The 24,832-nt window shown below is 71.6% G+C and carries 28 protein-coding genes; 11 read left to right on the forward strand and 17 right to left on the reverse strand.

Going from position 1 to position 24,832, the window contains the following annotated elements; all coding sequences use genetic code 11:
- Window position 1 precedes the first annotated feature (1 nt).
- From purQ to AC6H2I_RS05530, 5 genes are all read right to left on the reverse strand, one after another.
- On the reverse strand, window positions 2–691 hold the full coding sequence (gene purQ, locus AC6H2I_RS05510) for a phosphoribosylformylglycinamidine synthase subunit PurQ (RefSeq protein WP_497499579.1): 690 nt from the start codon (window positions 689–691) through the stop codon (window positions 2–4).
- A gap of 300 nt (window positions 692–991) precedes the next feature.
- Window positions 992–1,609 (reverse strand): DNA-3-methyladenine glycosylase family protein, encoded by a 618-nt coding sequence (locus tag AC6H2I_RS05515; protein ID WP_497499580.1) that lies wholly within the window; start codon window positions 1,607–1,609, stop codon window positions 992–994.
- Between the two features lie 19 nt (window positions 1,610–1,628).
- Window positions 1,629–1,871: a phosphoribosylformylglycinamidine synthase subunit PurS gene (gene purS / locus AC6H2I_RS05520; protein WP_497499748.1), complete on the reverse strand. Its 243-nt coding sequence runs from the start codon at window positions 1,869–1,871 to the stop codon at window positions 1,629–1,631.
- A 26-nt stretch (window positions 1,872–1,897) separates the two neighbouring features.
- Complete coding sequence (purC, locus tag AC6H2I_RS05525; protein WP_497499581.1) at window positions 1,898–2,662, reverse strand: phosphoribosylaminoimidazolesuccinocarboxamide synthase; 765 nt, start codon at window positions 2,660–2,662, stop codon at window positions 1,898–1,900.
- Window positions 2,663–2,876: 214 nt separating this feature from the next.
- Entirely contained in the window at window positions 2,877–3,635 is a 759-nt protein-coding gene (locus tag AC6H2I_RS05530) for an NRDE family protein (RefSeq protein ID WP_497499582.1), read from the reverse strand.
- Window positions 3,636–3,784: 149 nt separating this feature from the next.
- On the opposite strand from AC6H2I_RS05530, the gene AC6H2I_RS05535 reads away from it, so the two are divergent.
- Window positions 3,785–4,105, forward strand: coding sequence for a DUF1476 domain-containing protein (locus AC6H2I_RS05535; RefSeq protein ID WP_497499583.1), 321 nt, complete (start codon window positions 3,785–3,787; stop codon window positions 4,103–4,105).
- Window positions 4,106–4,173: 68 nt separating this feature from the next.
- Here the strand turns inward: AC6H2I_RS05535 and purB are convergent, their stop codons facing one another.
- Window positions 4,174–5,469 carry an adenylosuccinate lyase gene (gene purB, locus AC6H2I_RS05540; protein WP_497499584.1) on the reverse strand — a complete coding sequence of 432 codons (1,296 nt, stop codon included), beginning with the start codon at window positions 5,467–5,469 and terminating at the stop codon, window positions 4,174–4,176.
- A 197-nt stretch (window positions 5,470–5,666) separates the two neighbouring features.
- Here purB and AC6H2I_RS05545 point away from each other — a divergent pair, with 197 nt between their 5' ends.
- Entirely contained in the window at window positions 5,667–6,713 is a 1,047-nt protein-coding gene (locus AC6H2I_RS05545; protein ID WP_497499585.1) for an anti-sigma factor antagonist, read from the forward strand.
- Between the two features lie 252 nt (window positions 6,714–6,965).
- The gene (locus AC6H2I_RS05550) at window positions 6,966–9,269 is read left to right on the forward strand and encodes an NADP-dependent malic enzyme (protein WP_497499586.1); all 2,304 of its coding nucleotides are present in this window, start codon (window positions 6,966–6,968) and stop codon (window positions 9,267–9,269) included.
- Between the two features lie 57 nt (window positions 9,270–9,326).
- On the opposite strand, the gene AC6H2I_RS05555 is transcribed toward AC6H2I_RS05550, so the two are convergent.
- Window positions 9,327–9,596: a hypothetical protein gene (locus tag AC6H2I_RS05555; RefSeq protein ID WP_497499587.1), complete on the reverse strand. Its 270-nt coding sequence runs from the start codon at window positions 9,594–9,596 to the stop codon at window positions 9,327–9,329.
- 291 nt (window positions 9,597–9,887) lie between these two features.
- Between AC6H2I_RS05555 and hisG the strand changes: the two genes are divergently transcribed.
- From hisG to AC6H2I_RS05575, 4 genes are read left to right on the forward strand one after another with little or no spacing between them, the layout of a single operon-like run.
- Window positions 9,888–10,568 (forward strand): ATP phosphoribosyltransferase, encoded by a 681-nt coding sequence (gene hisG, locus AC6H2I_RS05560; protein WP_497499588.1) that lies wholly within the window; start codon window positions 9,888–9,890, stop codon window positions 10,566–10,568.
- Complete coding sequence (gene hisD / locus AC6H2I_RS05565) at window positions 10,552–11,862, forward strand: histidinol dehydrogenase (RefSeq protein WP_497499589.1); 1,311 nt, start codon at window positions 10,552–10,554, stop codon at window positions 11,860–11,862. Before hisG ends, hisD begins: the two co-directional genes overlap by 17 nt.
- Window positions 11,862–12,344 (forward strand): UPF0262 family protein, encoded by a 483-nt coding sequence (locus AC6H2I_RS05570; protein WP_497499590.1) that lies wholly within the window; start codon window positions 11,862–11,864, stop codon window positions 12,342–12,344. The genes hisD and AC6H2I_RS05570 overlap by 1 nt, the downstream gene beginning before the upstream one ends.
- Before the next feature lie 22 nt (window positions 12,345–12,366).
- A complete protein-coding gene (locus tag AC6H2I_RS05575; protein WP_497499591.1) occupies window positions 12,367–12,825 on the forward strand; it encodes an arsenate-mycothiol transferase ArsC in 459 nt (152 codons plus the stop codon).
- A 16-nt stretch (window positions 12,826–12,841) separates the two neighbouring features.
- On the opposite strand, the gene AC6H2I_RS05580 is transcribed toward AC6H2I_RS05575, so the two are convergent.
- From AC6H2I_RS05580 to AC6H2I_RS05615, 8 genes are all read right to left on the reverse strand, one after another.
- Window positions 12,842–13,627, reverse strand: coding sequence for a DODA-type extradiol aromatic ring-opening family dioxygenase (locus AC6H2I_RS05580; RefSeq protein ID WP_497499592.1), 786 nt, complete (start codon window positions 13,625–13,627; stop codon window positions 12,842–12,844).
- A gap of 104 nt (window positions 13,628–13,731) precedes the next feature.
- Entirely contained in the window at window positions 13,732–14,214 is a 483-nt protein-coding gene (locus AC6H2I_RS05585) for a F0F1 ATP synthase subunit B family protein (RefSeq protein WP_497499593.1), read from the reverse strand.
- The gene (locus AC6H2I_RS05590; RefSeq protein ID WP_497499594.1) at window positions 14,214–14,858 is read right to left on the reverse strand and encodes a F0F1 ATP synthase subunit B family protein; all 645 of its coding nucleotides are present in this window, start codon (window positions 14,856–14,858) and stop codon (window positions 14,214–14,216) included. Before AC6H2I_RS05590 ends, AC6H2I_RS05585 begins: the two co-directional genes overlap by 1 nt.
- Window positions 14,859–14,951: 93 nt before the next feature.
- Window positions 14,952–15,176 carry an ATP synthase subunit C family protein gene (locus AC6H2I_RS05595; RefSeq protein WP_029006950.1) on the reverse strand — a complete coding sequence of 75 codons (225 nt, stop codon included), beginning with the start codon at window positions 15,174–15,176 and terminating at the stop codon, window positions 14,952–14,954.
- Window positions 15,177–15,250: 74 nt separating this feature from the next.
- Entirely contained in the window at window positions 15,251–15,994 is a 744-nt protein-coding gene (locus AC6H2I_RS05600; protein WP_497499595.1) for a F0F1 ATP synthase subunit A, read from the reverse strand.
- Window positions 15,995–16,006: 12 nt separating this feature from the next.
- Window positions 16,007–16,372: an AtpZ/AtpI family protein gene (locus AC6H2I_RS05605; protein ID WP_497499596.1), complete on the reverse strand. Its 366-nt coding sequence runs from the start codon at window positions 16,370–16,372 to the stop codon at window positions 16,007–16,009.
- 146 nt (window positions 16,373–16,518) lie between these two features.
- Window positions 16,519–17,124 carry an SCO family protein gene (locus AC6H2I_RS05610; RefSeq protein WP_497499597.1) on the reverse strand — a complete coding sequence of 202 codons (606 nt, stop codon included), beginning with the start codon at window positions 17,122–17,124 and terminating at the stop codon, window positions 16,519–16,521.
- A 138-nt stretch (window positions 17,125–17,262) separates the two neighbouring features.
- On the reverse strand, window positions 17,263–18,003 hold the full coding sequence (locus AC6H2I_RS05615; RefSeq protein ID WP_497499598.1) for a PhoH family protein: 741 nt from the start codon (window positions 18,001–18,003) through the stop codon (window positions 17,263–17,265).
- Window positions 18,004–18,757: 754 nt separating this feature from the next.
- Between AC6H2I_RS05615 and minC the strand changes: the two genes are divergently transcribed.
- From minC to minE, 3 genes are all read left to right on the forward strand, one after another.
- Entirely contained in the window at window positions 18,758–19,501 is a 744-nt protein-coding gene (gene minC, locus AC6H2I_RS05620; RefSeq protein WP_497499599.1) for a septum site-determining protein MinC, read from the forward strand.
- Between the two features lie 73 nt (window positions 19,502–19,574).
- Window positions 19,575–20,390, forward strand: coding sequence for a septum site-determining protein MinD (gene minD, locus AC6H2I_RS05625; RefSeq protein ID WP_497499600.1), 816 nt, complete (start codon window positions 19,575–19,577; stop codon window positions 20,388–20,390).
- Window positions 20,387–20,791 (forward strand): cell division topological specificity factor MinE, encoded by a 405-nt coding sequence (gene minE / locus AC6H2I_RS05630; protein WP_497499601.1) that lies wholly within the window; start codon window positions 20,387–20,389, stop codon window positions 20,789–20,791. The genes minD and minE overlap by 4 nt, the downstream gene beginning before the upstream one ends.
- Before the next feature lie 105 nt (window positions 20,792–20,896).
- On the opposite strand, the gene AC6H2I_RS05635 is transcribed toward minE, so the two are convergent.
- Both AC6H2I_RS05635 and AC6H2I_RS05640 read right to left on the reverse strand, forming a co-directional pair.
- Window positions 20,897–22,528, reverse strand: coding sequence for a sensor histidine kinase (locus AC6H2I_RS05635; protein WP_497499602.1), 1,632 nt, complete (start codon window positions 22,526–22,528; stop codon window positions 20,897–20,899).
- A gap of 15 nt (window positions 22,529–22,543) precedes the next feature.
- Window positions 22,544–23,395 (reverse strand): substrate-binding periplasmic protein, encoded by an 852-nt coding sequence (locus AC6H2I_RS05640; protein WP_497499603.1) that lies wholly within the window; start codon window positions 23,393–23,395, stop codon window positions 22,544–22,546.
- A 271-nt stretch (window positions 23,396–23,666) separates the two neighbouring features.
- Here AC6H2I_RS05640 and AC6H2I_RS05645 point away from each other — a divergent pair, with 271 nt between their 5' ends.
- Window positions 23,667–24,824, forward strand: coding sequence for an exo-alpha-sialidase (locus AC6H2I_RS05645; protein WP_497499604.1), 1,158 nt, complete (start codon window positions 23,667–23,669; stop codon window positions 24,822–24,824).
- Window positions 24,825–24,832: the final 8 nt, after the last annotated feature.

Consider the following 24,832-nt stretch of genomic DNA (forward strand, 5'->3'; position numbering starts at 1 on the left):
CTCACGACAGGGCCTCCACCAGACCGTCGAACAGGGGCTTGCCGTCCAGGCCGCCGTGCAGCGGCGCCACGGCGTCCTCCGGGTGGGGCATCAGGCCCAGCACCGTCCTCGCCTCGTTGAACACGCCGGCGATGCCGGCCACCGAACCGTTGGGGTTGAACACCGGGTCGTCCTGCCCGTCGTCGCCGACGTAGCGGAAGGCGACTCGCCCCTCGCCCTCGAGCCGCTTCACCGTCTCCGCGTCGGCCCAGTAGTTGCCGTCGTGGTGGGCCACGGGGTAGCGCACGATCTGGCCCTTGCGGTACCGGCCGGTGAAGGGGCTGTCGGTGTTCTCGACCCGCAGCGCGACGGTGCGGCAGACGAACCTCAGCCCGGCGTTGCGCATCAGGGCGCCGGGCAGCAGCCCCGCCTCGGTGACGATCTGGAAGCCGTTGCAGATGCCCAGCACCCGCACGCCCCGCTCGGCCCGCGCCTTGACCTCGCGCATGATCGGCGAGTGCGCCGCCATGGCGCCGGCGCGCAGGTAATCGCCATAGGAAAAGCCGCCGGGGACGACGATCAGGTCGACCTCCGGCAGTTCGGTGTCGCGGTGCCAGACCTCGTAGGGTCGGGTTCCGGCGGAGGCCTCCACCGCGGCGACGGCGTCGCGTTCGCGGTTGGAGCCGGGGAACAGGATGACGGCAGCCTTCATGGGGCGCGGATTCGCTCACGAGCCAGGGGACGCTATGGCGCGGACACTAGAGATTGGGGGGGCGTAAGGCAAGGGGAAGGGGGCCGTCCACCCAGCGCTCTCCGGCGCCGCGCCGAGAGAGGATCCCGCAACACCAGCGCGCCGTCACCAGCGGTTGCGCCGGTGTCCGACGGAGATGCCGGGGCATGCGCGCTCGGGCAGGGGAAGGGCAGGGGAAGGGCGGGGGCGTGCCTGCGCCGACGGCTATTCGCCCGGCCACGCGAACCTCCGGCGGGCCCGGCGCGGTTCGCGGCGTGGCGGTCAGCGCCGGCAGCCGTCGCGACGTTGCTCCTGCAGGGCCACGTAATGGTGCCAGACCAGCCGCGCCGCCAGGGTGCGGTGGGGGCGCCAGGGCTCGGCCACGGCCATCAGCGCCTCGCGGCGCGGCCGGTCCGGCCACCCCTTGAGGCGCTGCACGCCGAGCGCGATGGCGAGATCGTCGACCGGCCAGACGTCGGGGCGTCCCAGCGCCGCCATCAGGTAGATCTCCGCGCTCCAGCGCCCGATCCCCTTGAGACGGCAGAGCGCGGCGATCGCCGCGCCGTCGTCCATCGAGTCGATTGCGGCGAGATCGAGCGTGCCGCCGTCCGCCGCTTCGGCGAGGCCGCGCACGTAGCCGATCTTCTGGCGCGAGAAGCCGCAGGACCGCAGCGCCGCGTCGTCGAGGGCAAGCAGGGTGTCAGGCGCCACCGTGCCGACGTGGTCCAGCAGCTTGTCCCACAGCGCCAGGGCCACGCGTGTGGAAAGCTGCTGCTCCAGCACGATCTGGACGAGACCGGGGAACCCGGCCGGCCGGGTGAAGGCGCGCAACTCCGGTCCGCCGACGCGCAGGCACTCGGCGAAGATCGGGTCGAGGGCGGCGAGCCGGTCGACGCTCACGCGCGGCCGGTGGGCGTGGTCACGCCACCAGCTCGATGGCGTAGTCCTCGATCACCGTGTTGGCCAGCAGCTTGTTGCACATGGCCTCCACCTCGGTGCGGGCGGCGTCGGAGTCGGTCGCCGCGAGGTCGAGTTCGATGACCTTTCCGGCGCGGACGTTGTCGACGCCGGAGAAGCCCAGGGTGTGCAGGGCGTGCTCGATGGCCTTGCCCTGGGGGTCGAGTACGCCGCGCTTCAGGGTGACGTGGACCTTGGCCTTCATGGGTTCGCTGCTTTCCTTGAACAAGCTCATTGGATCGTCTTGGGGCCCTTGGCGTCGACCGGACCGCCTTCGGGCAGGATGCCAAGGCGGCGGGCGACCTCCTGATAGGCCTCCTCGACCTTGCCCAGATCCTCGCGGAAGCGGTCCTTGTCCAGCTTCTCGTTGGTCCGGATGTCCCACAGGCGGCAATTGTCGGGGCTGATCTCGTCGGCCAGCACGATGCGCATCTCGTCGTTTTCCCACAGCCGGCCGAATTCCAGCCGGAAGTCGACCAGCCGCAGACCGATGCCGAGGAACAGGCCCGAGAGGTAGTCGTTCACCCGCAGGCTCAGCGCCACCATGTCGTCGAGGTCCTGGGGGGCGGCCCAGCCGAAGGCGGTGATGTGCTCCTCCGACACCATCGGGTTGTTCAGCTCCTCGGACTTGTAGTGGTACTCGACGATGGAGCGCGGCAGCGGCGTGCCTTCGGCGATGCCGAAGCGCTTGGACAGCGAGCCCGCCGCGACGTTGCGCACCACCACCTCGATCGGGATGATCTCGACCTCGCGGATCAACTGCTCGCGCATGTTGAGGCGGCGCACGAAATGCGTCGGCACACCGATCTCACCCAGGCGCGTCATCAGGTATTCGGAAATGCGGTTGTTCAGCACTCCCTTGCCGGTGATGACGCCTTTCTTCTGGTTGTTGAACGCGGTGGCGTCGTCCTTGAAGTACTGCACCAATGTGCCGGGCTCCGGTCCTTCGAAAAGGACCTTGGCCTTGCCTTCATAGATGCGCCGGCGTCTGCTCATGTGTGGTCGTCCGAAACTACAGCGGATCGGCCTGGGGCAGGCCGATCCGGTCAATGTGCGGAAGAGTGATATAGCAAGCCGTACCGGCGAACACAATGAAAGTGGCCCGCCCGCCCCGGCGGGGCGGCGGAGGGCGGGTGGCGGCGGCGGGCGCCGCCACCCCCGTGCCCGCAAGAGTCCGGCGCGGCCGTTATCCTACCACGGCGGGCCGCGGTCACGCCAGGGACACCGGCGTCCAGGCGGTCGCGTGGGGACGTCCGGGCGCGAAGTGCCAGACCGGGGCGAGGTCCGGTCGCTCCGCCGATGGCAGGGCGAGCAGGGCGCTGGACGAGGTGCCGAATCCGGTCGGCAGCTGGAAATCCATCGCCCCGCGCGGGCTGTCGCCCTCCCAGATCCGGCTGCCCAGCAGCTCGGGCCAGCCGCCCCAATCGGGCACCGTCGGATCGGGCGGCGGCGCGGCGCGGAAGAGAGGGAGGTAGAGGCGAACCCGTGGGTCCTCGGCGTCGTCGGGGTCGGCGGCGGTCAGCATGTGCAGCCCCGTGCCCAGCGTGACGATCTCCGGGCGGTGGCGTGGGGTGTCGCCGCGGTGGACGGCGACGAAGGCGTCGCGGTTGTCGGCCACCAGCAGGTTGAAGGGGCGGTAGGCCCGGGTGTCGAGCTGGCCCAGGGCCAGCGCCGCCTCGGCGGCGTCGGCGTGGTCCAGCGCCTCCAGGACCAGCTCGCCGCGCGACCGTTTGCCGGCCTCGGGGCCCAGGGTGCCGCGGCGGTTGAGGACGGCGGCGGCGACTCCCTCGTCGTTGAGGCCCAGCCATGACCCGCCGGCGGAGTCGTCGAGCCCGGCGACCACGTTCGGGCGGTCCGGCCAGTGGCGCCCCGGCGGCCGCCAGGGGCGGTCGGCCATCTCGTCACGGTTCGCCCCCAGAACAAGGGGATAGGGCGATTGGGGGCGCCGCAGAATGATCACGCTGCACATGAAATCTTGCCTTTCCGCTCCTCTCCCGGTATTCCGCCGCTCGCCGGCTTCGCCATGCCGAGCGGCCGGCCGCCGGTGTCGTCTCGCGCCGTTGCGGCTATATAAAGTGTCACTGGGAGCGCAAACCAAGCCAGGGAGTCCGGTTCGTCATGACGACCTTCGATGAGCGCGAGAGAGCCTTCGAGAGCAAGTACCAGCACGACCAGGAGCTGTTGTTCCGCATCCGGGCGCGCCGCGACAGGCTGGCCGGCCTGTGGGCCGCGAACCTGCTCGGGCTGGCCGGAGCCGACGCGGACGCCTACGCACGCCAGGTCATTGACGACGACATCGCGGCGATCGGCCCTCACGACATCCGCGACCGCCTTCTGAGGGATCTCCGGGACCGCGGCGTCGACATCTCGGAACACCGCGTCGAGAAGGAGATGGAGAGCCTGCTGGCCACCGCACGCGCGCAGGTGCAGGCGGAGTAGGCGGCGCGACTCGGCGGCCGCCGCGTCTCCGCGCCTCGGCGGGAGGGGGCGGCGGCCGCAAAACGCCGTCAGTCGCCGAACACCCGGCCGAACACCGTGTCCACGTGCTTGGTGTGGTAGGCGAGGTTGAACATCGGCGCCAGCGCGTCGCGCGAGATGTGCCTGGTCACCTCCGCGTCGGCGACGAGGTGGTCGAGCAGGTTGCCGCCCTCGGCCCACACCTTCATGGCGTTGCGCTGCACCGCGAGGTAGGCCTCCTCGCGGCTCATGCCGGCCTGGGTCAACGCCAGCAGCACGCGCTGCGAGAACACCAGGCCGCCCAGGTCCTCCAGGTTCTTCCTCATGCGCTCGGGGTAGACCACCAGCTTGTCCATCATGCCGGCGAGACGCACAAGGGCGAAGTCGAGGGTGACGGTGGCGTCCGGACCGATACCGCGCTCCACCGAGGAGTGGGAGATGTCGCGCTCGTGCCAGAGCGCGACGTTCTCCAGCGCCGGGACGACGGCCGCCCGCACCAGCCGCGCCAGCCCCGTCAGGTTCTCCGTCAGCACCGGGTTGCGCTTGTGGGGCATCGCCGAGGAGCCCTTCTGCCCGGGGTGGAAGTACTCCTCCGCCTCGCGCACCTCGGTGCGCTGCAGGTGGCGGACCTCCACGGCGAGGTTCTCGACCGACGACGCGATCACCCCGAGCACCGCGAAGAAGAAGGCGTGGCGGTCGCGCGGGATCACCTGGGTCGACACCGGCTCCGGCCGCAGCCCCAGCTTCTCGGCGACGTGCACCTCCACATGGGGGTCGATGTTGGCGAAGGTGCCGACGGCGCCGGAGATGGCGCAGGTGGCGATCTCCTCGCGGGCCTGGACGAGCCGGGCGCGGGCCCGGGCGAAGGCGGCGTAGTGCCCGGCCAGCTTGAGGCCGAAGGTGGTCGGCTCGGCGTGGATGCCGTGGCTGCGGCCGATGGTGATGGTGTCCTTGTGCTCCACGGCGCGGCGCTTGATCACCGCCAGCAGCGCGTCCATGTCCTCCAGCAGCAGGTCGGCGGCCTGCTTCAGCTGCACCGCCAGGCAGGTGTCGAGGACGTCGGAGGAGGTCATGCCCTGGTGGACGAAGCGCGCCTCCGGACCCACGTGCTCGGCCAGGTTGGTGAGAAAGGCGATGACGTCGTGCCGGGTCTCGCGCTCGATCGCGTCGATCCGGTCGATCTCCCATTTGCCGCGCGTCCACACCGCCTCGGCCGCCTCCTTCGGGATGATCCCGAGGGCGGCCTGGGCGTCGCAGGCGTGGGCCTCGATCTCGAACCAGATGCGGAACTTGTTCTCCGGCTCCCAGATGCGGGCCATTTCGGGGCGGGTGTAGCGGGGAATCATCTCGGTCTCTCCGACAGGCAGCGGTCACGCGCGCGCGGACCTTAGCGGGGCGCCCCGGCCGTGGCTAGACCCTTGCGGGGCATCGCGCGCCGCCCGCCCGTGGTGGTGGCGCAACGGCCCGTTGACGCGCGGCGGTGATCGCGGACAGTGTGTCAGCCGGCGGGCGCACCGCCCGGCATCGCCAGGGAGCAGGGGACATGGACATCACTCAGTCTGCGCAGGCGGGGGTGGCCCTCGTGACGGTGGCCGGCCGCATCGACGGCCACACCGGGCCGGAGCTGGACGCCGCCCTGGTCGCGGCGCTGTCGCCCCCGGCGATGCCGGCGGGCGGGGCGCTGGTGCTCGACCTGGCGGCGTGCGACTACATCAGCAGCGCCGGTCTGCGCGTCCTGCTGAAGGCCGGGCGCCAGGCCAAGCAGGGCGGCACCGCGTTGGCGCTGAGCGGCCTCCACCCCCAGGTGCGGGAGGTGTTCGACGTCAGCGGTTTCACCGCGCTGTTCGCCATCCACCCCGACGCCGACCGTGCGATCGCCGCCCTGGCGGGCGCGCCGATGGCCTCCGCTCCGGCCTCCGCTCCGGCCGCCGGCCCGATCGGCCGGCAGCCGACGCTGCTGGAGGAGATCGTCCTGCTGTGCATCGACGAGACCAGCGGCGTGCTGCGGCCGCTGGCGCGCAGCGTCTACGACCAGCTCGCCGCCGGCGCGGTGCTGATGGAGCTGGCGCTGCTGGGCCGCATCGACAGCGACCTGGAGCGCATCGCGGTGGTCGACCCGACGCCCTCGGGCGAGCCGCTGCTGGACGGCGTGCTGGCGCGGCTGGCCAAGCGGCCCGCCGGCGCCCCGGCGGACTGGACCAACGGCGTGGCGGAGCACGGCGCCGAGCTGCGCGCCGCCGCGTTGGACCGCCTGGTCGACCGCGGCATCGTCCGCGCCGAGCAGGGCCGCTTCCTGTGGATCTTCAAGGACCGGCGCTATCCCGTGGTGGACGGGACCGGCCAGCGCGAGGTGCGCGCCCGGCTGCGCGACCTCCTGCTCGGCGACGAGATCCCCGACCCGCGCGACGTCGTTCTGGTCAATCTGGTCGATGTCAGCGGGCTGTTCGGCAGCGTGCTCGACCCGATGGAGCTGCGCCAGGCGCAGCCGCGCATCGTCCAGCTCAAGAAGATGGACCTCATCGGTCAGCAGGTGCACCGCGCCGTCTCCAGCATCGAGATGGCGATCAGCAGCGTCATGGGTCCGATGTAGGACCCGGTGCCGGCGTCATGGGCCGGGGCGCCGGCGGCAGCGGCCCGCCGTCCATGAGCTTTCCCTTCCCCGCCGCGCCCCGCCCCAGCTATCCTCTCGATCAATCCCCCCGGTGCGACGGCGGCCGCGCCGGGAGGTGCCATGCGGCGGGTGCGCTTTTCCGCCTCCCCCGCTTTGCGCTATAAGCCGCATAGCAGTTCATGCCCGGCCGGAGAATAACCGGAAGCGGGTTAATCGAAGGGGGAGAACGTCATGTCCGGGGACCTCGACGCGCTGGCGCTGGAATACCATCGGCGGCCCAAAGCGGGCAAGCTCGCCATCGTCGCCACCAAGCCGATGGCCAACCAGCGCGACCTCGCGCTGGCCTACTCGCCGGGCGTCGCCGCCGCCTGCATGGCGATCCACGCCGACCCCGCCCAGGCGGCGGAGCTGACCACCCGGGCCAATCTGGTGGCGGTCGTGACCAACGGCACGGCGGTGCTGGGGCTGGGCAACATCGGCCCGCTGGCGGCCAAGCCGGTGATGGAGGGCAAGGCGGTCCTCTTCAAGAAGTTCGCCGGCATCGACGTCTTCGACCTGGAGCTCAACGAGACCGACGTCGACGCCCTGGTCGACACCATCGCGCGGCTGGAGCCGACCTTCGGCGCGATCAACCTGGAGGACATCGCGGCGCCAGCCTGCTTCGAGGTGGAGCGGCGCCTGCGCGACCGGATGAAGATCCCGGTCTTCCACGACGACCAGCACGGCACCGCCATCGTGGTCGGGGCGGCGATGCTGAACGGCCTGAAGCTGGTGAACAAGGAACCGGCGGCGATCAAGGTGGTGTCGACGGGCGGCGGTGCGGCGGGCATCGCCTGCCTCGACCTGATGGTGGCGCTGGGCGTCAAGCGCGAGAACGTCTGGCTCGTCGACAAGCATGGGCTGGTCCACACCGGGCGGGCCGAGGACATGAACCCCTACAAGGACGCCTACGCCAAGGACACGGACAAACGCACCCTGGGCGATGTCATCGACGACGCGGACCTGTTCCTCGGCCTGTCCGGGGCCAAGGTCCTGACGCCCGACATGGTCAAGCGGATGGCACCACGCCCCATCGTGATGGCGCTGGCCAACCCGGAGCCGGAGATCATGCCGGATCTGGCCCGCGAGGTCCGGCCCGACGCCATCATCGCCACCGGCCGCTCCGACTTCCCCAACCAGGTCAACAACGTCCTGGTCTTCCCCTTCATCTTCCGCGGGGCGCTGGACGTCGGCGCCACCACCGTCAACGAGGAGATGAAGGTCGCCGCCACCCACGCCGTGGCCAACCTCGCCCGGGCCGAGCCGTCGGACGTGGTCGCCGCCGCCTACCGCGGCGAGGATCTGCGCTTCGGCCCCGACTACATCCTGCCCAAGCCGTTCGACCCGCGCCTCATCATCGAGGTGCCGTCGGCCGTCGCCCGGGCGGCCATGGACAGCGGCGTCGCCACCCGGCCGATCCCCGACTTCCGCGCCTACCGCGACGAGCTGGGGATGTACGTGTTCCGCTCCGGCCTGGTCATGAAGCCGGTGATGCAGGCGGCGATGAAGGACCCCAAGCGGGTCGTCTACGCCGAGGGCGAGGACGAGCGGGTGCTGCGCGCCGCCCAGCTCGCGGTGGACGACGGCATCGCCAAGCCGGTGCTCCTGGGCCGCCGCGACATCATCGAGCGCAAGGTGGTGGAACTGGGGCTGCGCCTGAAGCATGGCGTCGACGTGGAGATCATCGAGATCATCCGCGACCCGCGCTACCACCGCTATTCCGAGATCTACCGCACGATGATGGGCCGGCGCGGCGTCTCGCCGACCCACGCCGCCAACGTCGTGCGCACCCAGCCCACGGTGTTCGGCGCGCTGATGGTCCGCCGCGGCGAGGCCGACGCCCTGATCTGCGGCACCTCCGGCCGCTACGGCGAGTACTACACCCACGTCAAGGACGTCATCGGCCTGCGCAAGGGGGTCAACACCGCCGCGGCGATGAACCTGCTGATCCTGCAGAACGGCACCTACTTCATCTGCGACACCTACGTGAACCCCGAGCCGACGGCGGGGCAGGTGGCCGAGATCGCCCGCCTGGCGGCGGAGGAGGTGCGGCGCTTCGGCATCGAGCCCAAGGTGGCGCTGCTGTCGCACTCCAACTTCGGCAGCGCCGACACGCCGTCGGCGCGCAAGATGCGCCAGGCCTACCAGCTCATCTCCGCGGAGATGAACGACCTCGAAGTGGATGGCGAGATGCACGCCGACGCCGCGCTGTCCGAAGCGATCCGCGCCAAGGTGCTGCCGGATTCGCGGCTGAAGGGGTCCGCCAACCTGCTGGTGATGCCGACCCTGGACGCCGCCAACATCGCCTTCAACATGCTGAAGGTTCTGGGCGAGGCGCAGAACGTCGGGCCGATCCTGCTGGGCGCGGCGCGCCCGGTGCACATCGTCACCCCGTCGATCACGGTGCGCGGGTTGCTCAACATGACCGGCGTCGCGGTGGTCGACGCCCAGCTCGCCGCCCCCGTGGCGGCCCCGCCCGCGCCGCCCGCCGTGTAGCCGCGCCGCGCACCCGGCATCCCGCCGGGCGCGGGTTCCGGACCGGGACCCCGCACCCTAGAGCTCGTTGCCCGGGCTTCCGGTGCGGCCCACCCCGTCCTCGTGCACGTCGGGGTCGAAGTCGTGACCGTACGGCTTGCCCGAGGAGTCGGTGGCCTGGATGTGGCGCCCCTCGCGCTGCGCTTGCAGCCGCCGCTCGACGCCGGTGCGGGCCTGATCGCTTTGCGACAGGTCGGCGTTGGTGCGGGCGCGGGTTTCGTCGATGCCGCTGTCGCCGGTCAGCGGGCCGTCCGGGGACATCGGCGTCTTGATGCTCTCGTGCGCCATGGCATGGCTCCTCTCGGTTGGCGGGCCTGAGGGGCCAGGCCCACGCATCCCTCAACACGCGGTGCGGCCGGAGAGTCGCGCCGGCCGGGCGTCGACCGGCGGACGGCACCGCCCCCGCCTCCTGCGCCCGCGCCGTCGGACAGGGCGCGGGCGCCGGCGGAGCGCGCGTTTTGCGCGTCCGGTGCGGGTCGAAAGCCGTGACGCCGCCGCGGAATGTGGTATCTATCGGCTCGACGCGGGCTGGCCGGGCGGCCGTCCCGCCGACCGGCACCAGCCTCGGAGAGTCGTTCCTTGTCCGCCGATACCCAGACCGACGACGCGCTCGTGCTGGCCCTGCCCAAGGGCCGCATCCTCAAGGAGCTGCGGCCGCTGCTGTCGCACGCCGGCATCGAGCCGGAGCCGGAGTTCGACAACGGGAACAGCCGCCTCCTGCGCTTCGCCACGAACGTGCCGAACCTCAGCGTGATCCGCGTGCGCTCCTTCGACGTGGCGACCTTCGTCGCGTTCGGCGCGGCCCATCTCGGGGTTGCCGGCAACGACGTGCTGATGGAGTTCGACTATCCCGAGATCTACGCGCCGCTCGATCTCGGCATCGGCGCCTGCCGGCTGTCGGTGGCCGAACCGGCGGCGATGGTCGAGGGCGACGACCCGTCGCGCTGGAGCCATGTCCGGGTCGCCACCAAATACCCGGAGGTGACGCGGCGCCACTTCGCCGACCGCGGCGTGCAGGCGGAGTGCGTGAAGCTCAACGGGGCGATGGAGCTGGCGCCGACGCTGGGCCTGTGCCGGCGCATCGTCGACCTGGTCTCCACCGGCTCGACCCTCAAGGCCAACGGGCTGGTGGAGGTGGAGCACATCGCCGACGTCACCTCGCGCCTCATCGTCAACCGGGCGGCGTTCAAGACGCGGCCCGACGAGATTTCCGACTGGATCGAACGCTTCCGGGGGGCCGTCCATGCCGCTCAGGCTTGACCGAACGCACGCCGGCTTCGAGGCCGCCTTCACCGACCTGCTGCACGCCAAGCGCGAGGCCAGCGAGGACGTCCAGATGGTGGTCCAGGCCATCGTCGAGGATGTCCGCGCCCGCGGCGACGCCGCCCTGCTGGAGTACACCCGGCGCTTCGACCGGCTGAGCCTGACCGCGGGAACCCTGCGCATCCCGGTGGAGGAGGTGGACCTCGCCGTCGCCGCCTGCGACCCGGATCTGCTGCGCGCGCTCGACACCGCGGCGGAGCGGATCGAGGCGTTCCACCGCCTGCAGGTGCCGGCCGTCACCGACTACCATGACCCGCAGGGCGTGCGTCTGGGCGCCCGCTGGACGCCGGTCGGCTCGGTCGGCCTCTACGTCCCCGGCGGCACCGCCGCCTACCCGTCGTCGGTGCTGATGAACGCCCTGCCGGCCGGGGTGGCCGGTGTCGAGCGGGTGGTCATGGTGGTGCCGACGCCGGACGGCAGGATCAACCCCCTGGTCCTGGCGGCGGCGCGGCGCTGCGGCATCGGCGAGATCTACCGCGTCGGCGGCGCCCAGGCCGTCGCGGCGCTGGCCCACGGCACCGCGACCATCGCCCCGGTCGACAAGATCGTCGGCCCCGGCAACGCCTTCGTGGCCGCCGCCAAGCGGCAGGTCTACGGGGTGGTGGGCATCGACAGCATCGCCGGCCCGTCGGAGATCCTGGTGGTCGCCGACGCCGCCAACGATCCGTCCTGGATCGCCATGGACCTGCTGAGCCAGGCCGAGCACGACCGGGTCGCCCAGTCCATCCTGATCACCGACGACGCAGCCTTCGCCGCCGCCGTCGAAGCCGCCGTGGAGGACCATCTGCGCCGGCTGCCGCGGGCCGAGATCGCCGCGGAGAGCTGGCGCGAGCACGGTGCGGTGATCCTGGTCGAGGACCTGCTGCGCGACGCTCCGTCCCTGGTGGACCGGCTGGCGCCGGAGCACCTGGAGCTGGCGGTGGCCGACCCCGACGCGCTGATGGCCCGGGTGCGCAACGCCGGCGCCATCTTCCTCGGCCGCTACACGCCCGAGGCGGTCGGCGACTACGTCGCCGGGCCCAACCACGTCCTGCCGACCGCGCGCAGCGCCCGCTTCTCCTCGGGTCTCAACGTGCTGGACTTCATGAAGCGGACCACCTTCGTCGCCTGCGACCGGCGCTCCCTGCGGGCCATCGGCCCGGCGGCGGTGACCCTGGCCCGGGCCGAGGGGCTGGACGCCCACGCCGAATCGGTGGCGCTGCGATTGTCCGGCGCCGACGGGGAGGGGTGATGGGCGACCGGACGAAGCACCGCATCGTCCACGTCACACTGGACGAGAAGACCGTCGTCCGCCGCAAGCCGGAGGTGGAGCACGAACGCGCCGTGGCCATCTTCGACCTGCTGGAAGAGAACGAGTTCTGCCCCTGCGACCACCGCGAGGACGGCCCGTTCCACCTGCACCTGTCGATCGAGGACAACCGGCTGATCCTCGACATCCGGCGCGCGGACGACGCGGCGCTCGGCAAGGTGATGGTGCCGTTGTCGGCGTTCCGTTCGATCGTGCGCGACTACTTCATGATCTGCGAGAGCTACTACGCCGCCATCAAGAAGGCGACGCCGTCGCAGATCGAGGCCATCGACATGGGCCGGCGCGGCCTCCACAACGAGGGGTCCGAGCTGCTGCGCGAGCGCGTGAGCGGCAAGGTCGACATGGATCTGCAGACGGCGCGTCGGCTGTTCACGCTGATTTGCGTCCTGCACATCCGCGGCTGACCCGGCCGGACCGGACCGCGTCATGGCGCCGCCCCCCATCCTCCCGGTCACCAGTGTCCTCTTCGCCTGCACCTTCAACATGATCCGCTCGCCCATGGCGGCCGGCATGCTGCGCCACTACCACGGCCACCGCATCTACGTGGACTCCGTGGGCGTGCGGGAGAGCGACGGCGTCGACCCCTTCGCCGTGGCGGTGATGGACGAGTTGGGCATCGACATCTCCGGCCATGTCTGCAAGACCTTCGACGAGCTGGAGGACAGCTCCTTCGACCTCATCGTCTCGCTGTCGCCGGAGGCCCAGCACCGGGCCGTGGAAATGACCCGCACCATGGCCTGCGACGTCGCGTACTGGATGACCTTCGACCCCACCCTGGTCGACGGCAGCCGCGACGCCATGCTGGCCGGCTACCGCCAGGTGCGCGACAGCATCCTCAAGCGCGTGCTGGAGCGCTTCCCGCCCGACCGCGGGCCGCGGGTGTAGAAGGGCCGCGGCCCCGTCAGGCGGGGTGGAACGCGTAGGCGTTCATGGCCAGACTGCCATGCTCGAACCCGGCGTGCAGCCGCTCCGCCCGGGCGCCGGGGCCGGCGGCGCCCAGCGCCACGGGCAGGGGCAGGAAATGCTCGTCCGTCGGGTGGGCCACAGCGGCGTTGGGGGCGGCCGCCCAGGCCGCCAGCGCCTCGCCGCCGCCGGCGACGGCCTGGTCCAGCCAGGTGGCGAACCCGGCGGCCCAGTCCGGCGGGGCGTCGCTGACGCCGCGGCTGAGGGCGCGCAGGTTGTGGACGGCGCCGCCGCTGCCCAGCACCAGAACGCCCTCGCGTGCCAGCGGTGCCAGCGCCCGGCCGAGCGCGACGTGGGCGGCCGCGTCCTGGCCGGGCAGGACCGAGAGCTGGGCCACGGGGATGTCGGCCTCGGGGTAGATCAGCGACAGCGGCACCCAGGCGCCGTGGTCGAGGCCCTGGGCGGGATCGGCACCGCCGTCCAGCCCCGCCGCACCGAGCAGCGCGAGCGTCCGGTCGGCCAGGGCCGGCGCGCCGGGGGCGGGGTAGGACAGGCGGTAGAGGGCGTCGGGGAAGCCGTAGAAATCGTGGATGGTGGCCGGCCGCTCGGCCCGGCTGACCATCGGCCGTGGCGTGGTCCAATGGGCCGACACGGCCAGGATGGCCGAGGGGCGGCCGAGCCGCCCCCCCAGACCGGCGAGGAAGGCGCGCCCCGCCGAGTCCTCCTCCAGCATCAGCATGGGCGAGCCGTGGGAGACGAAGACGGTGGGGATGGGGGTGGGCATCGCGCAAGCGTCCTTCGGTTCGGATCGGGACGCCATTGTGCCCAACGGAAAACCCCGGCGCCAAGGCCGGGGTTCTCGACAGACCGTTGCTGTGGGCGGAACGGTCAGTGCAGGTGCTTGGGCAACTCGGCGATGGCCTGGTCGACCAGCGCGTCCGACTGGGCCGGGCTGATGCCCTCGGTGAGGACGCGGCGGGCGGCGGCCATGGCGATGTCCACCGTCAGGTTGCGGACCTCGGCCAGCGCCTGGGCCTCGGCCTGGGCGATGCGCTCCATCGCCTGGGCCTCGCGCCGCCGCAGAGCGGCCTCGAGGTCGGCGTGGGCGGTGGTGCGGAAGCGGTCGGCCTCCTCACGGGCGTGGGCGACGATGGCCTCCGCCTCCTTCACCGCGTCGCGCTGGCGGCGCTGGTAGGTGGCCAGCGTCGCCTGGGCGTCCTCGCGCAGGCGCTGGGCCTCGTCCAGTTCGGCGCGGATCTTCTCCGCGCGGGTGTCGAGCAGCGACGTGATCGCGGCGCCGGCCTTCTTCCAGACCAGGGCGATGAAGATCACGAAGGCGACGGCAACCCAGAATTCGGGGGTCATGAACATTACCGGCGCTCCTCAAGCACGGCGGCGACGGCGGCCTCGGCCTTCTTGGCGTCGATCTCGACGCCCGCCAGACGGCCGGCGACGTCGCGCGCGACGTCCGAGGCGACCTCCCGGATGTTGGCCAGGGCCTCGTCCTTGGCGGACGCGATGCGCGCCTCGGCGGCCTTCAGGCGCTCGGCGATGTCGGCGGAGAGCTGGCCCTGGCGGGCCTGGTTCCCGGCCTCGATCTCGGCGGCGGCGGCGGCGATCACCGACTGCGCCTCGACCCGTGCGTCGGCCATGGCCTTCTCCACCGCGGCCAGCACGGTTTCGGCTTCCTCCTTGACGGAGGCGGCCTTGTTCAGGTCGCGGGAGATCCGGTCCTGACGCTCCTCCAGAACCTCCGCCACGCGGGGCAGGGCCTTCTTGGCCATGAGGTAGTAGAGGACGATGAAGGTCACCGCGAGCCAGAAGATCTGGGTCGGGAAGGTTTCGGGGTTGAGCTGCGGCAGACCGCCGGAATGCTCCGCCCCGTGTTCGGCGCCCGGCGCGTGTTCCGCCGTCGCCGCGAGGACGGTGCCGGCGAACAGGGTGAGCGAAGCGAGCGCGCTGCCCGCAACGCCCGCCCAGCGGGCCAGCCGTGCCTCGGCCAACAGGTTCGGCATGATCGGTCCCCCAAGGCAAAGGAGCGGCGCCGGAAGCTCAGACGGTGAGCCCGGCGCCGCGTCTCTCGAGCGAGTGAAGCGTCCGCTCGGACCTTAGGCGAACAGGATCAGGAAGGCGATCAGCAGCGCGAACAGCGCCACGGCTTCGGTCAGCGCGAAGCCCAGGATGCCGATCGGGAAGACCTTGGGCTGAACGGCCGGGTTGCGGGCGATCGAGCCGATCAGGGTCGAGAAGATGTTGCCGATGCCCATGCCGACGCCGGCGAGGGCGATGACGGCCAGACCGGCGCCGACGTACTTTGCGGCTTCAGCTTCCATGGTACTGATTCCTCTATTTGGGTGAACTGGAGAACGAAGGGTTGAAGACGGGTCCGGCGGGCGCCGGGCTGCGGTCAGTGCAGCTCCAGCGCGTCGCGGATGTAGAGGCAGGTCAGGATCGCGAAGACATAGGCCTGCAGGAAGGCGACCAGGAACTCGAAGCCGGTCAACGCAATGTTGATCAGCACCGGGATCAGGCCGACGAACAGGCCGACCGCGCCCAGGCCGCTGATCATGAGAACCGTGAAGCCCGCGAACACCTTCAGCATGGTGTGGCCGGCCATCATGTTGGCGAACAACCGGATGGACAGGCTGACCGGGCGCATCAGGTAGGAGATCACCTCGATCGGGATCAGGATCGGGGCGAGCGCCACCGGCGCACCGTGCGGCATGAAGAAGGTGAAGAAGTGCAGCCCGTGCTTGATCAGCGCCAGCACCGTCACGAACACGAACACCGTCAGCGCCAGGGCGAAGGTGACGATGATGTGGCTGGTGAAGGTGAAGGTGTAGGGGATCATCCCGAGCATGTTGCCGAACAGCACGAACATGAAGATCGTGAAGACGAACGGGAAGTACGGCCGGGCGTCGTGGCCGGCGTTGTCACGCACCATGTTGGCGACGAACTCGTAGAACATCTCGGCGAGCGACTGCAGGCGGCCGGGAACCAGCGCGCGCCCCTTCATGCCGTAGACGAGAAGAGCGTAGATCAGCGCCACCGCGGCCGCCATGAACAGCGCCGAGTTCGAGAACGACACGTCGTAACCGGCGATCTCGATTTGCACGATGGAGTTGATTTGGAATTGGTGCAGCGGATCCAAGGTCGTCCTCGCTCAATGTTCGTCGCCGCCGGAGGGGCGCTCGTGATCTTCCTTGTCGGCCCGGCCGTAGCCGGGGGCGAAGCCGAGCCCGGAAATGGCCCGGTAGACGTTCAGCACACCCGCTGCGGAGCCCAGGAAGAACATCCCCACCAGACCCCACGGCGCGGTGTCGAGCCAGCGGTCGAGCAGAAGCCCGCCTCCGACACCGACGATCATCGCGGCCACCAACTCCACCCCGATGCGCCAGGCCACCCCCAGTGGCCCGTGCGGGATGCCGGCCAGAGTGCCGGGGGCGGACTTCCGGTCCTGCCCTTCCCGCGCCTTGCGCAACCGGGCGTCGAGCTCATCGAGAGAGGTGGGGGGCCGGTCGTCGCTCATGCCGCTTCGTCGTCCCACCACCGGCTCACCGCCACGCGAAAGCGGCGAGACCATACGAACGGGGCACTACACTGTCAAGAAGCAAAACCTTGGCTGCAAGTGCTTGATTACACAAGAGTTACCGGAGGATTCCGCAGGGTGGGACGTTAACCTTTCACGCGCCGGGCGATGCCCTCGGCCATGGCGTCCGCCGTGGTGCCGCCGGGGAACACGTCGAGGAACCGTCCGTCGGGGCCCATCAGGTAGACGAAGCTGGAGTGATCCATGAGGTAGTCGGCGCCGGCCTCCTCGGCGCCGGGCGCCTTGGCGTAGTACACGCGGTAGGCACGGGCGACGGCGCGCACCTGCTCCGGCGTCCCGGTCAGCCCGACCAGGCGCGGGTGGAACAGCCCGACATAGTCGGCGAGGTGCGCGGGGGTGTCGCGCTCCGGGTCGATGGTGATCAGCACCGGCTGCACCTCCGCGGCCAGCGGCCCCAGCGTGTCGAGCGCCGCGGCCATGGTCGCCAGCTCGGTCGGGCAGACGTCGGGGCAATAGGTGTAGCCGAAATAGATCAGCAGGTGCGTGCCGCGGAAGTCGGCCTCCGTCACCGGCGTGCCGGTGTGGTCGGTGAGCTGGAACGGGCCGCCGATGTCGGCGGTGCCGGTGGTGGCGATCCGCTCGGCGTGCTGCACCTGCCACCAGGCGATGCCGGCGGCGATGGCCAGCCCGACCAGGGAGGCGAGGGCGATGCGGAGGAGGCGCGCGTTCATAGCGGTCCGATGCGTCGGAAGGGGAAACCGGTGGCGCGACCTTAGCCCACGGGCGTGGCGAGGGAAAGGTGCTGCGCGCCGCGCCGCATCGGCGGGTGGCGGCCCGCCCCCCGGAGGCCGGGGGACGGGCCGTCGCCGTCACAGGACGGTCAGCATGCTGGCCACCAGCGGGTGGCGCACGATGTCGGTGTCCTGGAGCCGGACCACGGCGATGCCCTCCACCGCCTCGAGCCGGCGGGCGATGTCGGAGAGGCCGGAGAGGTTGTCGAGAAGGTCGGTCTGGTCGGGGTCGCCGGTCAGCACCATGGTGGAGTGCCAGCCCAGCCGCGTCAGCAGCATCTTGATCTGCGCGTAGGTGCAGTTCTGCGCCTCGTCGATCACCACGAAGGCGTTGTTGAGGGTGCGTCCGCGCATGTAGCCGACGGGGGCGATCTCGATGGTTCCGTCGCTCATGTACTGGCGCAGGCGCTTGCCGCCGAGTCGGTCCGACAGGGCGTCGTAGAGGGGGCGCAGGAACGGCGCCATCTTCTCGTTGAGGTCGCCCGGCAGGTAGCCCAGGCTCTCCCCGGCCTCCACGGCGGGGCGCGACAGGACGATGCGGTCGACCTTGCTCTCCTCCAGCGCCTCGACGGCCGAGGCGATGGCGAGGTAGGTCTTGCCGGTGCCCGCGGGGCCCAACGCCATCACCAGATGATGGGCGCGGATCGCGTCCAGCAGGGCCTTCTGGTTGAGGCTCTGCGGCTTCACCGTGCGCAGGTAGCTCTGGTCGCGGTGCTCGTCCGCGACCAGCGGGTCCCAGCCGTTGCCAGGAAACAGGGGCCGGACGGTGGAATCGGAAACCGTGGTCGCGATGCTGCCCTTCATCTGGCGTTTGGCCATGTCGCTCTCCTCACGTCACGGGGGGTGGCGGAGCCACGGGCACAAAAAAACCTCCCACGGAGGGGAGGTTTGCGGTCGTCTGCGGTGATGAACGACGGTGTGCCCGGTGCCGGCTTGCCGGTGCGAGGCCGGCCGCTGCGCAATCCGCCGGAGGGCGGACGGGCTGGGGTGCGGTGAGCGAAGGATCGTGCAAGCCCGACTCCTCGATTTCCGGGGCGAGAACCCGGACCATGCCTCGCCCGACCATGGTACGCGGGGGGGCCATGGCTGTCTGTGGAAATTGCGGCGGGCGCAAAAGTTTCATACAACATGTTGTGGATATGCCGCGGCCGGGCCCCCCATGACGAGGGTCATAGGCGGGTGGGCGGTGACGGCGGCGGGGGCGCCCCCGCGGCGCGTGCGCCGGCCCGCGGGCGCCACCCCCGGGCCGCCGTGTGACCCGCCGCCGCACGCGTGGCGGGCAGGATGTAGTGCCGGCGAAACCCTTTGCCCCCGATATGGAGTTCCGTTACTGTCCCATTAAGGAAAGGCCTCGTCGTGTTCGCAAGGAGCGCGGTCGACGGCGCGGGCCGAGAACGGCCACCCCGACACGATCACGCCCGACGCGGTCCTCCCGGACAAGGTCACACCGGAAACGGGCGCGGCGCTTGAACCGGTGGCCTCCGGGGCGCTAGAAGGCCGCAACGATGCGCGCGTCGGGTGGCGGCGGGGCCGGGTTCCGATGGATGCGACAAGACAAGTTAGGAAGGTGGCGGTGAGCAGCGCCGGTCAGGTCGCGGAACGGGACGCACCGTTCCAATTGCGGGGCAACTCCTTCACCATGATGGTGCTCAAGGTGACCGATCCCGCGTCGCCGCACTTCTTCTCCCTGCTGGGCGGCAAGGTCCGGCAGGCGCCCAACTTCTTCCGCCACGCGCCGGTGGTCCTCGATTTCGAGGACCTGGCCGAGTCCATCGCCTTCGACCTCGCGACCTTTGTCGCCAAGGTGCGCGAGCAGCACCTGCTGCCGATCGGGTATGTGGGCGGCCCGCGGCCCGTGCAGGAGGCCGCGATGGCGCTGGGCCTGGTGCCCATGCCGACGGGCCGGGCGGCACGGCTGGAGGCGGCGCGCCCGCAGGTCGTGGCCGCCGGGCACGCGGCTCCGGCCCAGCCCGTGGTGGTCGAGGTGCACCGCCCGGCGCTGGTGGTCTGCGATCCCGTCCGGTCGGGCCAGCAGATCTACGCCGAGAAGGCCGACCTCGTCATCACCGCCCCGGTGTCCCACGGCGCCGAGGTGCTGGCCGACGGCAACATCCACGTCTATGGCGCGCTGCGCGGCCGGGCGCTGGCCGGGATCTCCGGCGACGACGCGGCGCGCATCTTCTGCCAGAGCCTGGAGGCGGAGGTGGTGTCGATCGCCGGGCTGTACCGCGTCGCGGAGGACATCGACGCCGCCTTCCTCAAGAAGTCGGTGCAGATCCGCCTCAGCGACGGCTTCCTGCATGTGGACCCGCTGTGACGGACCGGCGTGGACGGACCCTGTGGAACGGCAATCGTCGTCATGCCAACACGTGAACGCTAGGAGAGGCTCGTTGGGCAAGATCATCGTCATGACATCGGGCAAGGGCGGCGTGGGCAAGACCACGTCGAGCGCCGCCTTCGCCACCGGGCTGGCCTTGCGCGGGTTCAAGACGGTCGTCATCGACTTCGACGTCGGCCTGCGCAACCTCGATCTCGTGATGGGCTGCGAGCGCCGGGTGGTGTTCGACTTCATCAACGTGATCAACGGCGAGGCCAAGCTCCACCAGGCGCTCATCAAGGACAAGCGGGTCGACAACCTGTCGATCCTGCCGACCTCCCAGACCCGCGACAAGGACGCGCTGACCCGCGACGGCGTCGAGCGCATCCTGGGCGAGCTGGAGAAGGAGTTCGACTACATCGTCTGCGACAGCCCGGCGGGCATCGAGCGGGGGGCGCTGATGGCGCTGTACTTCGCCGACCACGCGGTGATCGTCACCAACCCGGAAGTGTCGTCGGTGCGCGACAGCGACCGCATCCTGGGCGTCCTCAACGCCAAGTCGCGGCGTGCCGAGATGGGCATCGAGCCGGTGACCCAGCAGCTCCTGCTGACCCGCTACGACCCGGACCGGGTGGAGAAGGGGGAGATGCTGAAGGTCGACGACGTGCTGGAGATCCTCGCCATCCCGCTGCTGGGCGTGGTGCCGGAAAGCCAGGCTGTGCTGCGCGCCTCCAACATCGGCATGCCCGTCATCCTCGACGACAAGTCGAACGCCGGCCAGGCCTACCTCGACGCCGTGTCGCGGTTCCTGGGCGAGGACATCGAACACCGATTCGTCAAGCCGGAGAAGAAGGGCCTGTTCGGCCGTCTCCTGCGGAGGAGCGCATGAGCATTTTCAGCTTCTTCCGCTCCACGCCCAAGACGTCGGCGACCCAGGCCAAGGAGCGGTTGCAGATCGTCATGGCGCATGAGCGGATCGGCCGGACCGGGCCGGACTACCTGCCGATGCTGCAACAGGAACTGCTGTCGGTGATCGCCAAGTACGTCGACATCGACGAGAACAAGGTCGAGGTCAAGCTGGACCGCGGCGGCGATTGCTCGACCCTCGAGGTCAACATCGAACTGCCCGGCCGCGATGCGGTGCGCAGCCCGGCCGGCGGCCGCGCGGTGCCGGGTGCCGACAGGGGCACCGACAAGGCCGCCGACGCCAAACCCGGCGAGTCCAAGGGGCACAGCCCGCCCTCGGCCGGCGCGGTTCTGACCAACGGCGGGGTCAGCAAGCGGCATTGACCGGCGGCCGGCGCCGATCCGCCCTGCCGCCACCGTTCCCGCCCGCGCGTCCTCGCGCGTCACGCCCGCGCGTCCTCGCGCGTCACGTCGGCGCGTCCTCGCGCGTCACGTCGGCGCCACCGGCTGCGGGAACCGGATCGTGAAGGTCGTTCCGGCGCCGGGTTCGCCGTGCACCGAGAGGGTGCCGCCCAGGCGCTCGGCCACCACCACCGACGCGATGTGCAGGCCCAGCCCCAGCCCCGTGCACAGGCCGGGCCGCGGCCCGGCGGTGGTGACGAACGGCTCGAAGACCCGGGGCTGCAGATCGGCCGGGATGCCGCACCCGTCGTCGGCCACCTGCACCTCCACCGCTTCGCCGTCGCCCCGCGCACGGATCGCCAACCGGCCGCCCCGGCCGGCCGGCCAGGCATGGGCGACCGCGTTCATCACCAGGGTTTCCACGACCTCGCCGAGGGCGGCCGGGTCGGCCTCGGCCACCAGGTCGGGCGGGCTGTCGACGGTGACCCGCAGCCCGGCCTCCTTGAGGGGCGAGGCCAGGGCGAGCAGCGCGCCGTGCAGGCAGGCGGTGAGGCGGACCGGGCGGATGGCGGGCACGGCGCGCTCGTCGGCGGTGTCCTTCAGGGCGCGCAGCACGCCGCCGCTGCGGGCGAGGTTGGACACCACGGCGCGGGCCGCCTCGTCGGCCGTTGCCAGATGGCCGTCCAGATCGCTGCGGCGCAGGCGCCCGCCGTGCAGCAGCGTTGCCGTGTCCCGAGCGCTGTCGCCGAGGCCGGTGCCGGCGGCGGTGGCGGCGGCGAGCGCCGGCTCGACCTGCCGGACCAGGCCGGCGACCCGGGTGGCCAAAGTGGCCAGCCCGTCGCGCCGCGCCAGCTGGTCGAGGGCGGCGCGCCGTTCCGCCGCCGTGCGCTCGAAGCGCTCGGCGGCGCGCAGCAGTCCGGCCGCGGCGCCGCAGCCGCCGGCGCGCCGCCGCAGCTCCTCGGCGGTTCCGCCGTCCAGCGCGGCCGCCGCGCCGAGGATCGGCCCGACCACGCGCCGCCACGCCAGCCACCCGGCCACCGCCAGCAGCGCGAGCACGCCGGCGAACGCCGCCGCGGCGCGCTGCCAGGCGCGTCGGGCCTCCGCGTGGAGCCCGTCGAGGTGGCTGGCCGCGGTGGCCCCGGCGGCGGCGCTCAGGCGATCGGCGGCGACGTCCAGCGACGATTCCGCGGCCCTCCACAGCTCGCCGGCCCGCCGCTCCAGCTCGGCCGCGGCCATCCGGCTCCGGTCGGCGGCGGCCAGCGTGGCGCCCTCCGCCTCCGTCCGGCGCGCCTCGGCCTGGCCGGCGAGGGCCGCCGCCTGGTCGAGGGTCGCGAAGGCGGAGGCCATGCGCTCGCGCACCTGGGCGTCAAAGTGCAGGGAGGGGTGGAAGGCCAGGGCCTGGGCCGCCAGCAGCGCCTCGCGCCGTGACGCCGCCGCGCGTGCGGTCAGGGCCACCGCGCCGTAGCGCTTGAAGCGTTCCACGTTGAGCACCGCCCGCTGGCGCTCCTGCAGCGCCGGCACCGCCTCCTCGCAGCCCACCAGGGCGTGGCGCTCCAGCGCCGTCAGGTCGGCCATCACGAGCGCGATGAGCAGCGTGACCCCGGCCAGAACGGCCGCGAAGGCGGACGCCAGGCGCCGCCCCGCCGCCGCCGCGGGGCGGCCCGGGGGTGGGGTGTTCGGCGGCGCCGGCGCCAGGGGAAGCGTTTCGCTGACGGACAAGGCGGTCGGGAATCCTCAGAAGATGTCGAAGGGAAAGTAGCGCCGGCAGATCTCCTGGTAGGAGCCGTCGGCGCGGATCGCCCGGATGGCGTCGTCCAGCGCCGCCAGCAGCCGGTCGCGGCCCTTCGGCACGATCATGTGCACCGACCCGCCCAGCCCGTCGGCGGTGAGTGGCGTGCCGACGGTGCCGAAGTGCTTGCCCGCCTCGGACAGCAGGAACTCCATGGCCGCGAGGGTCGGCACCAGCGCGAACTCGGCCTCGCCGCGGCGCAGCGCCGCCCACAGCGGCTCGAGCCCGGGCACCACCACCACCTGGGCCGGTGCGATCGCGGGTCCGGAATCCGCCAGATAGGCCTGCTGGCGGGTGGTCTCGACGACGGCGATGCGCCGGCCGGCCACCGCGTCGGCCAGCGACGCCGCCGGCTGCCGGCCGATGGCGCCGACACCGCCGGCTCCGCCGCCGGGGCCGACGAGGCTGGTGCTGGAACGCCAGTACGGGGCGGAGAAGGCGACGCGGGCGGCACGATCGGGCGTCAGCAGCAGGTTTCCCACGCCGATGTCGAAGTCACCGGCGGCCACCGCGTCGAGCATGGCCGGCAACGGGATATCGACGATGCTGCAGGACGCGTCGAGCACCCGGCACAGTTCGGCTGCGATCTCGACGTTGAAGCCGCTGAGCCGGCCGTCGGCGGCACGGTAGGAGAAGGGCGGGTTGGCCTCGACCACCGCCACCCGGTAGGCCGAGGCCTGGGCCGTCCCGGCCGCCAGCAGCGCCGCCACCAGCCAGGCCGTCACGGCCAGCGCCGCCGCGGGGCGCCGCGCCGCCCGGGAGCGGCGGCCAAGGGCAGGCGCGTGGTCCGATCGCATCGTGACGTCCATCCGGGTGACGTCCATCCGGCACGGAGGACAAGGCGTGGCGTCCGGGAGACCCGTTGGCTCCAGCGAACCGAAGCAATCCGCCGGCGTCAATGCGCGCACTCACCTTTTCCTTGGATGATTGCCGGAAAAGGCCGATCAAAGGTTGCGGGCGGCGGGGGCGGATTTCCACTCGACCCGGCCGGCGCGGCGGTCACAATGGGGCGGGGCCCGGCGTGGCGCGGGCGGTGCGGGAGTAGCGACGGTGGGACGGTCTTTTTCGGTGTCACATCATGTTGTGTATCACGACCCGGCGTTTTTCGCGGCCTTCCCCTCGGTGGCGGTGCGGGCCGACGGGGCGGTGCTGGTCGCGTTCCGTCGCGCCCGCGACCACCGCTGGCTTCGCGGAGCCGCGTACCAGGCCAGCGACGCCGGTTTCGACGCCGTCGACCATCTCGATTCGCGCTCGCAGATCGCGTTGCTGACGGTGGACGGCCCCTGGGCCGGCCCAGGGGCCGGAGCGGGCGGGGCCGAGCCGGCGACCGTGCCGCCCGACCCCCAGGCCGCGGACCAGGACGCCAACCTCCTGGCGTTGCGCGACGGGCGGCTGGTGCTGACCGGGTTCTCCTGGTATCCGCTGCCGGCCCGGGAGGGCGAGGCCCTGCGCGCCCAGGGGGTCGGTGTGGTGGGCAGCCCCCAGGGCACCGGCGACCTCTACCTGTTCTGGGGGGCCTACGCCCGCTGGAGCGACGATGGCGGGCGGACGTGGTCGCGCCACCGTTTCCTGCCGCCGGTCCCCGGGCAACCGGACATGGTGCCGGGCATCCGCCCGATGCACGGCGGTGCGGTGCGCGGCCGGGCGGTGGAGGCGGCGGACGGCACGCTGCTGATGACCACCTACGCCCACCATCCCGCGACCGGCCAGTACGCCAGCCACCTCTTCGCCTCCGCCGACCGCGGCGAGACGTGGACCCACCGCTCGGTCGTCGCCGTCGATCTGGAGGGGCGCAGCGCCGGCTTCTGCGAATCCGCCCTGCACCTCGCGCACGACGGCGTCCTCACCGCCTTCCACCGCACCACCGGGCTGGCGGATCAACTGGCGACGTCGGTGTCGCGCGACCAGGGGCGGAGCTGGGAGCCCTGGCGACGCCACGCGGTGACCGGTCATCCCTACGACGCCTGTCCGTTGCCGGACGGGCGGGTGCTGCTGGTGTACGGCTACCGGCACAGCCCCCGCGGCGTGCGCGCCCGGATCTGGGACCCGGCGGGCGGCGACGCGGGGGCGGCCCCGGAGATCGTGCTGCGCGACGACGCCCCGTCGGCCGACGTCGGCTATCCCTGGGCGGCGCCGTTGGCCGACGGGCGGGTGGTGGTGGTCTACTACATGTGCGACTCCGCCGGGGTGCGCCACATCGCCGCCAGCACCCTGGCGCCCGCCTGACCGGGCCG

The sequence above is a fragment of the Azospirillum sp. NS33 genome (assembly GCF_059703765.1).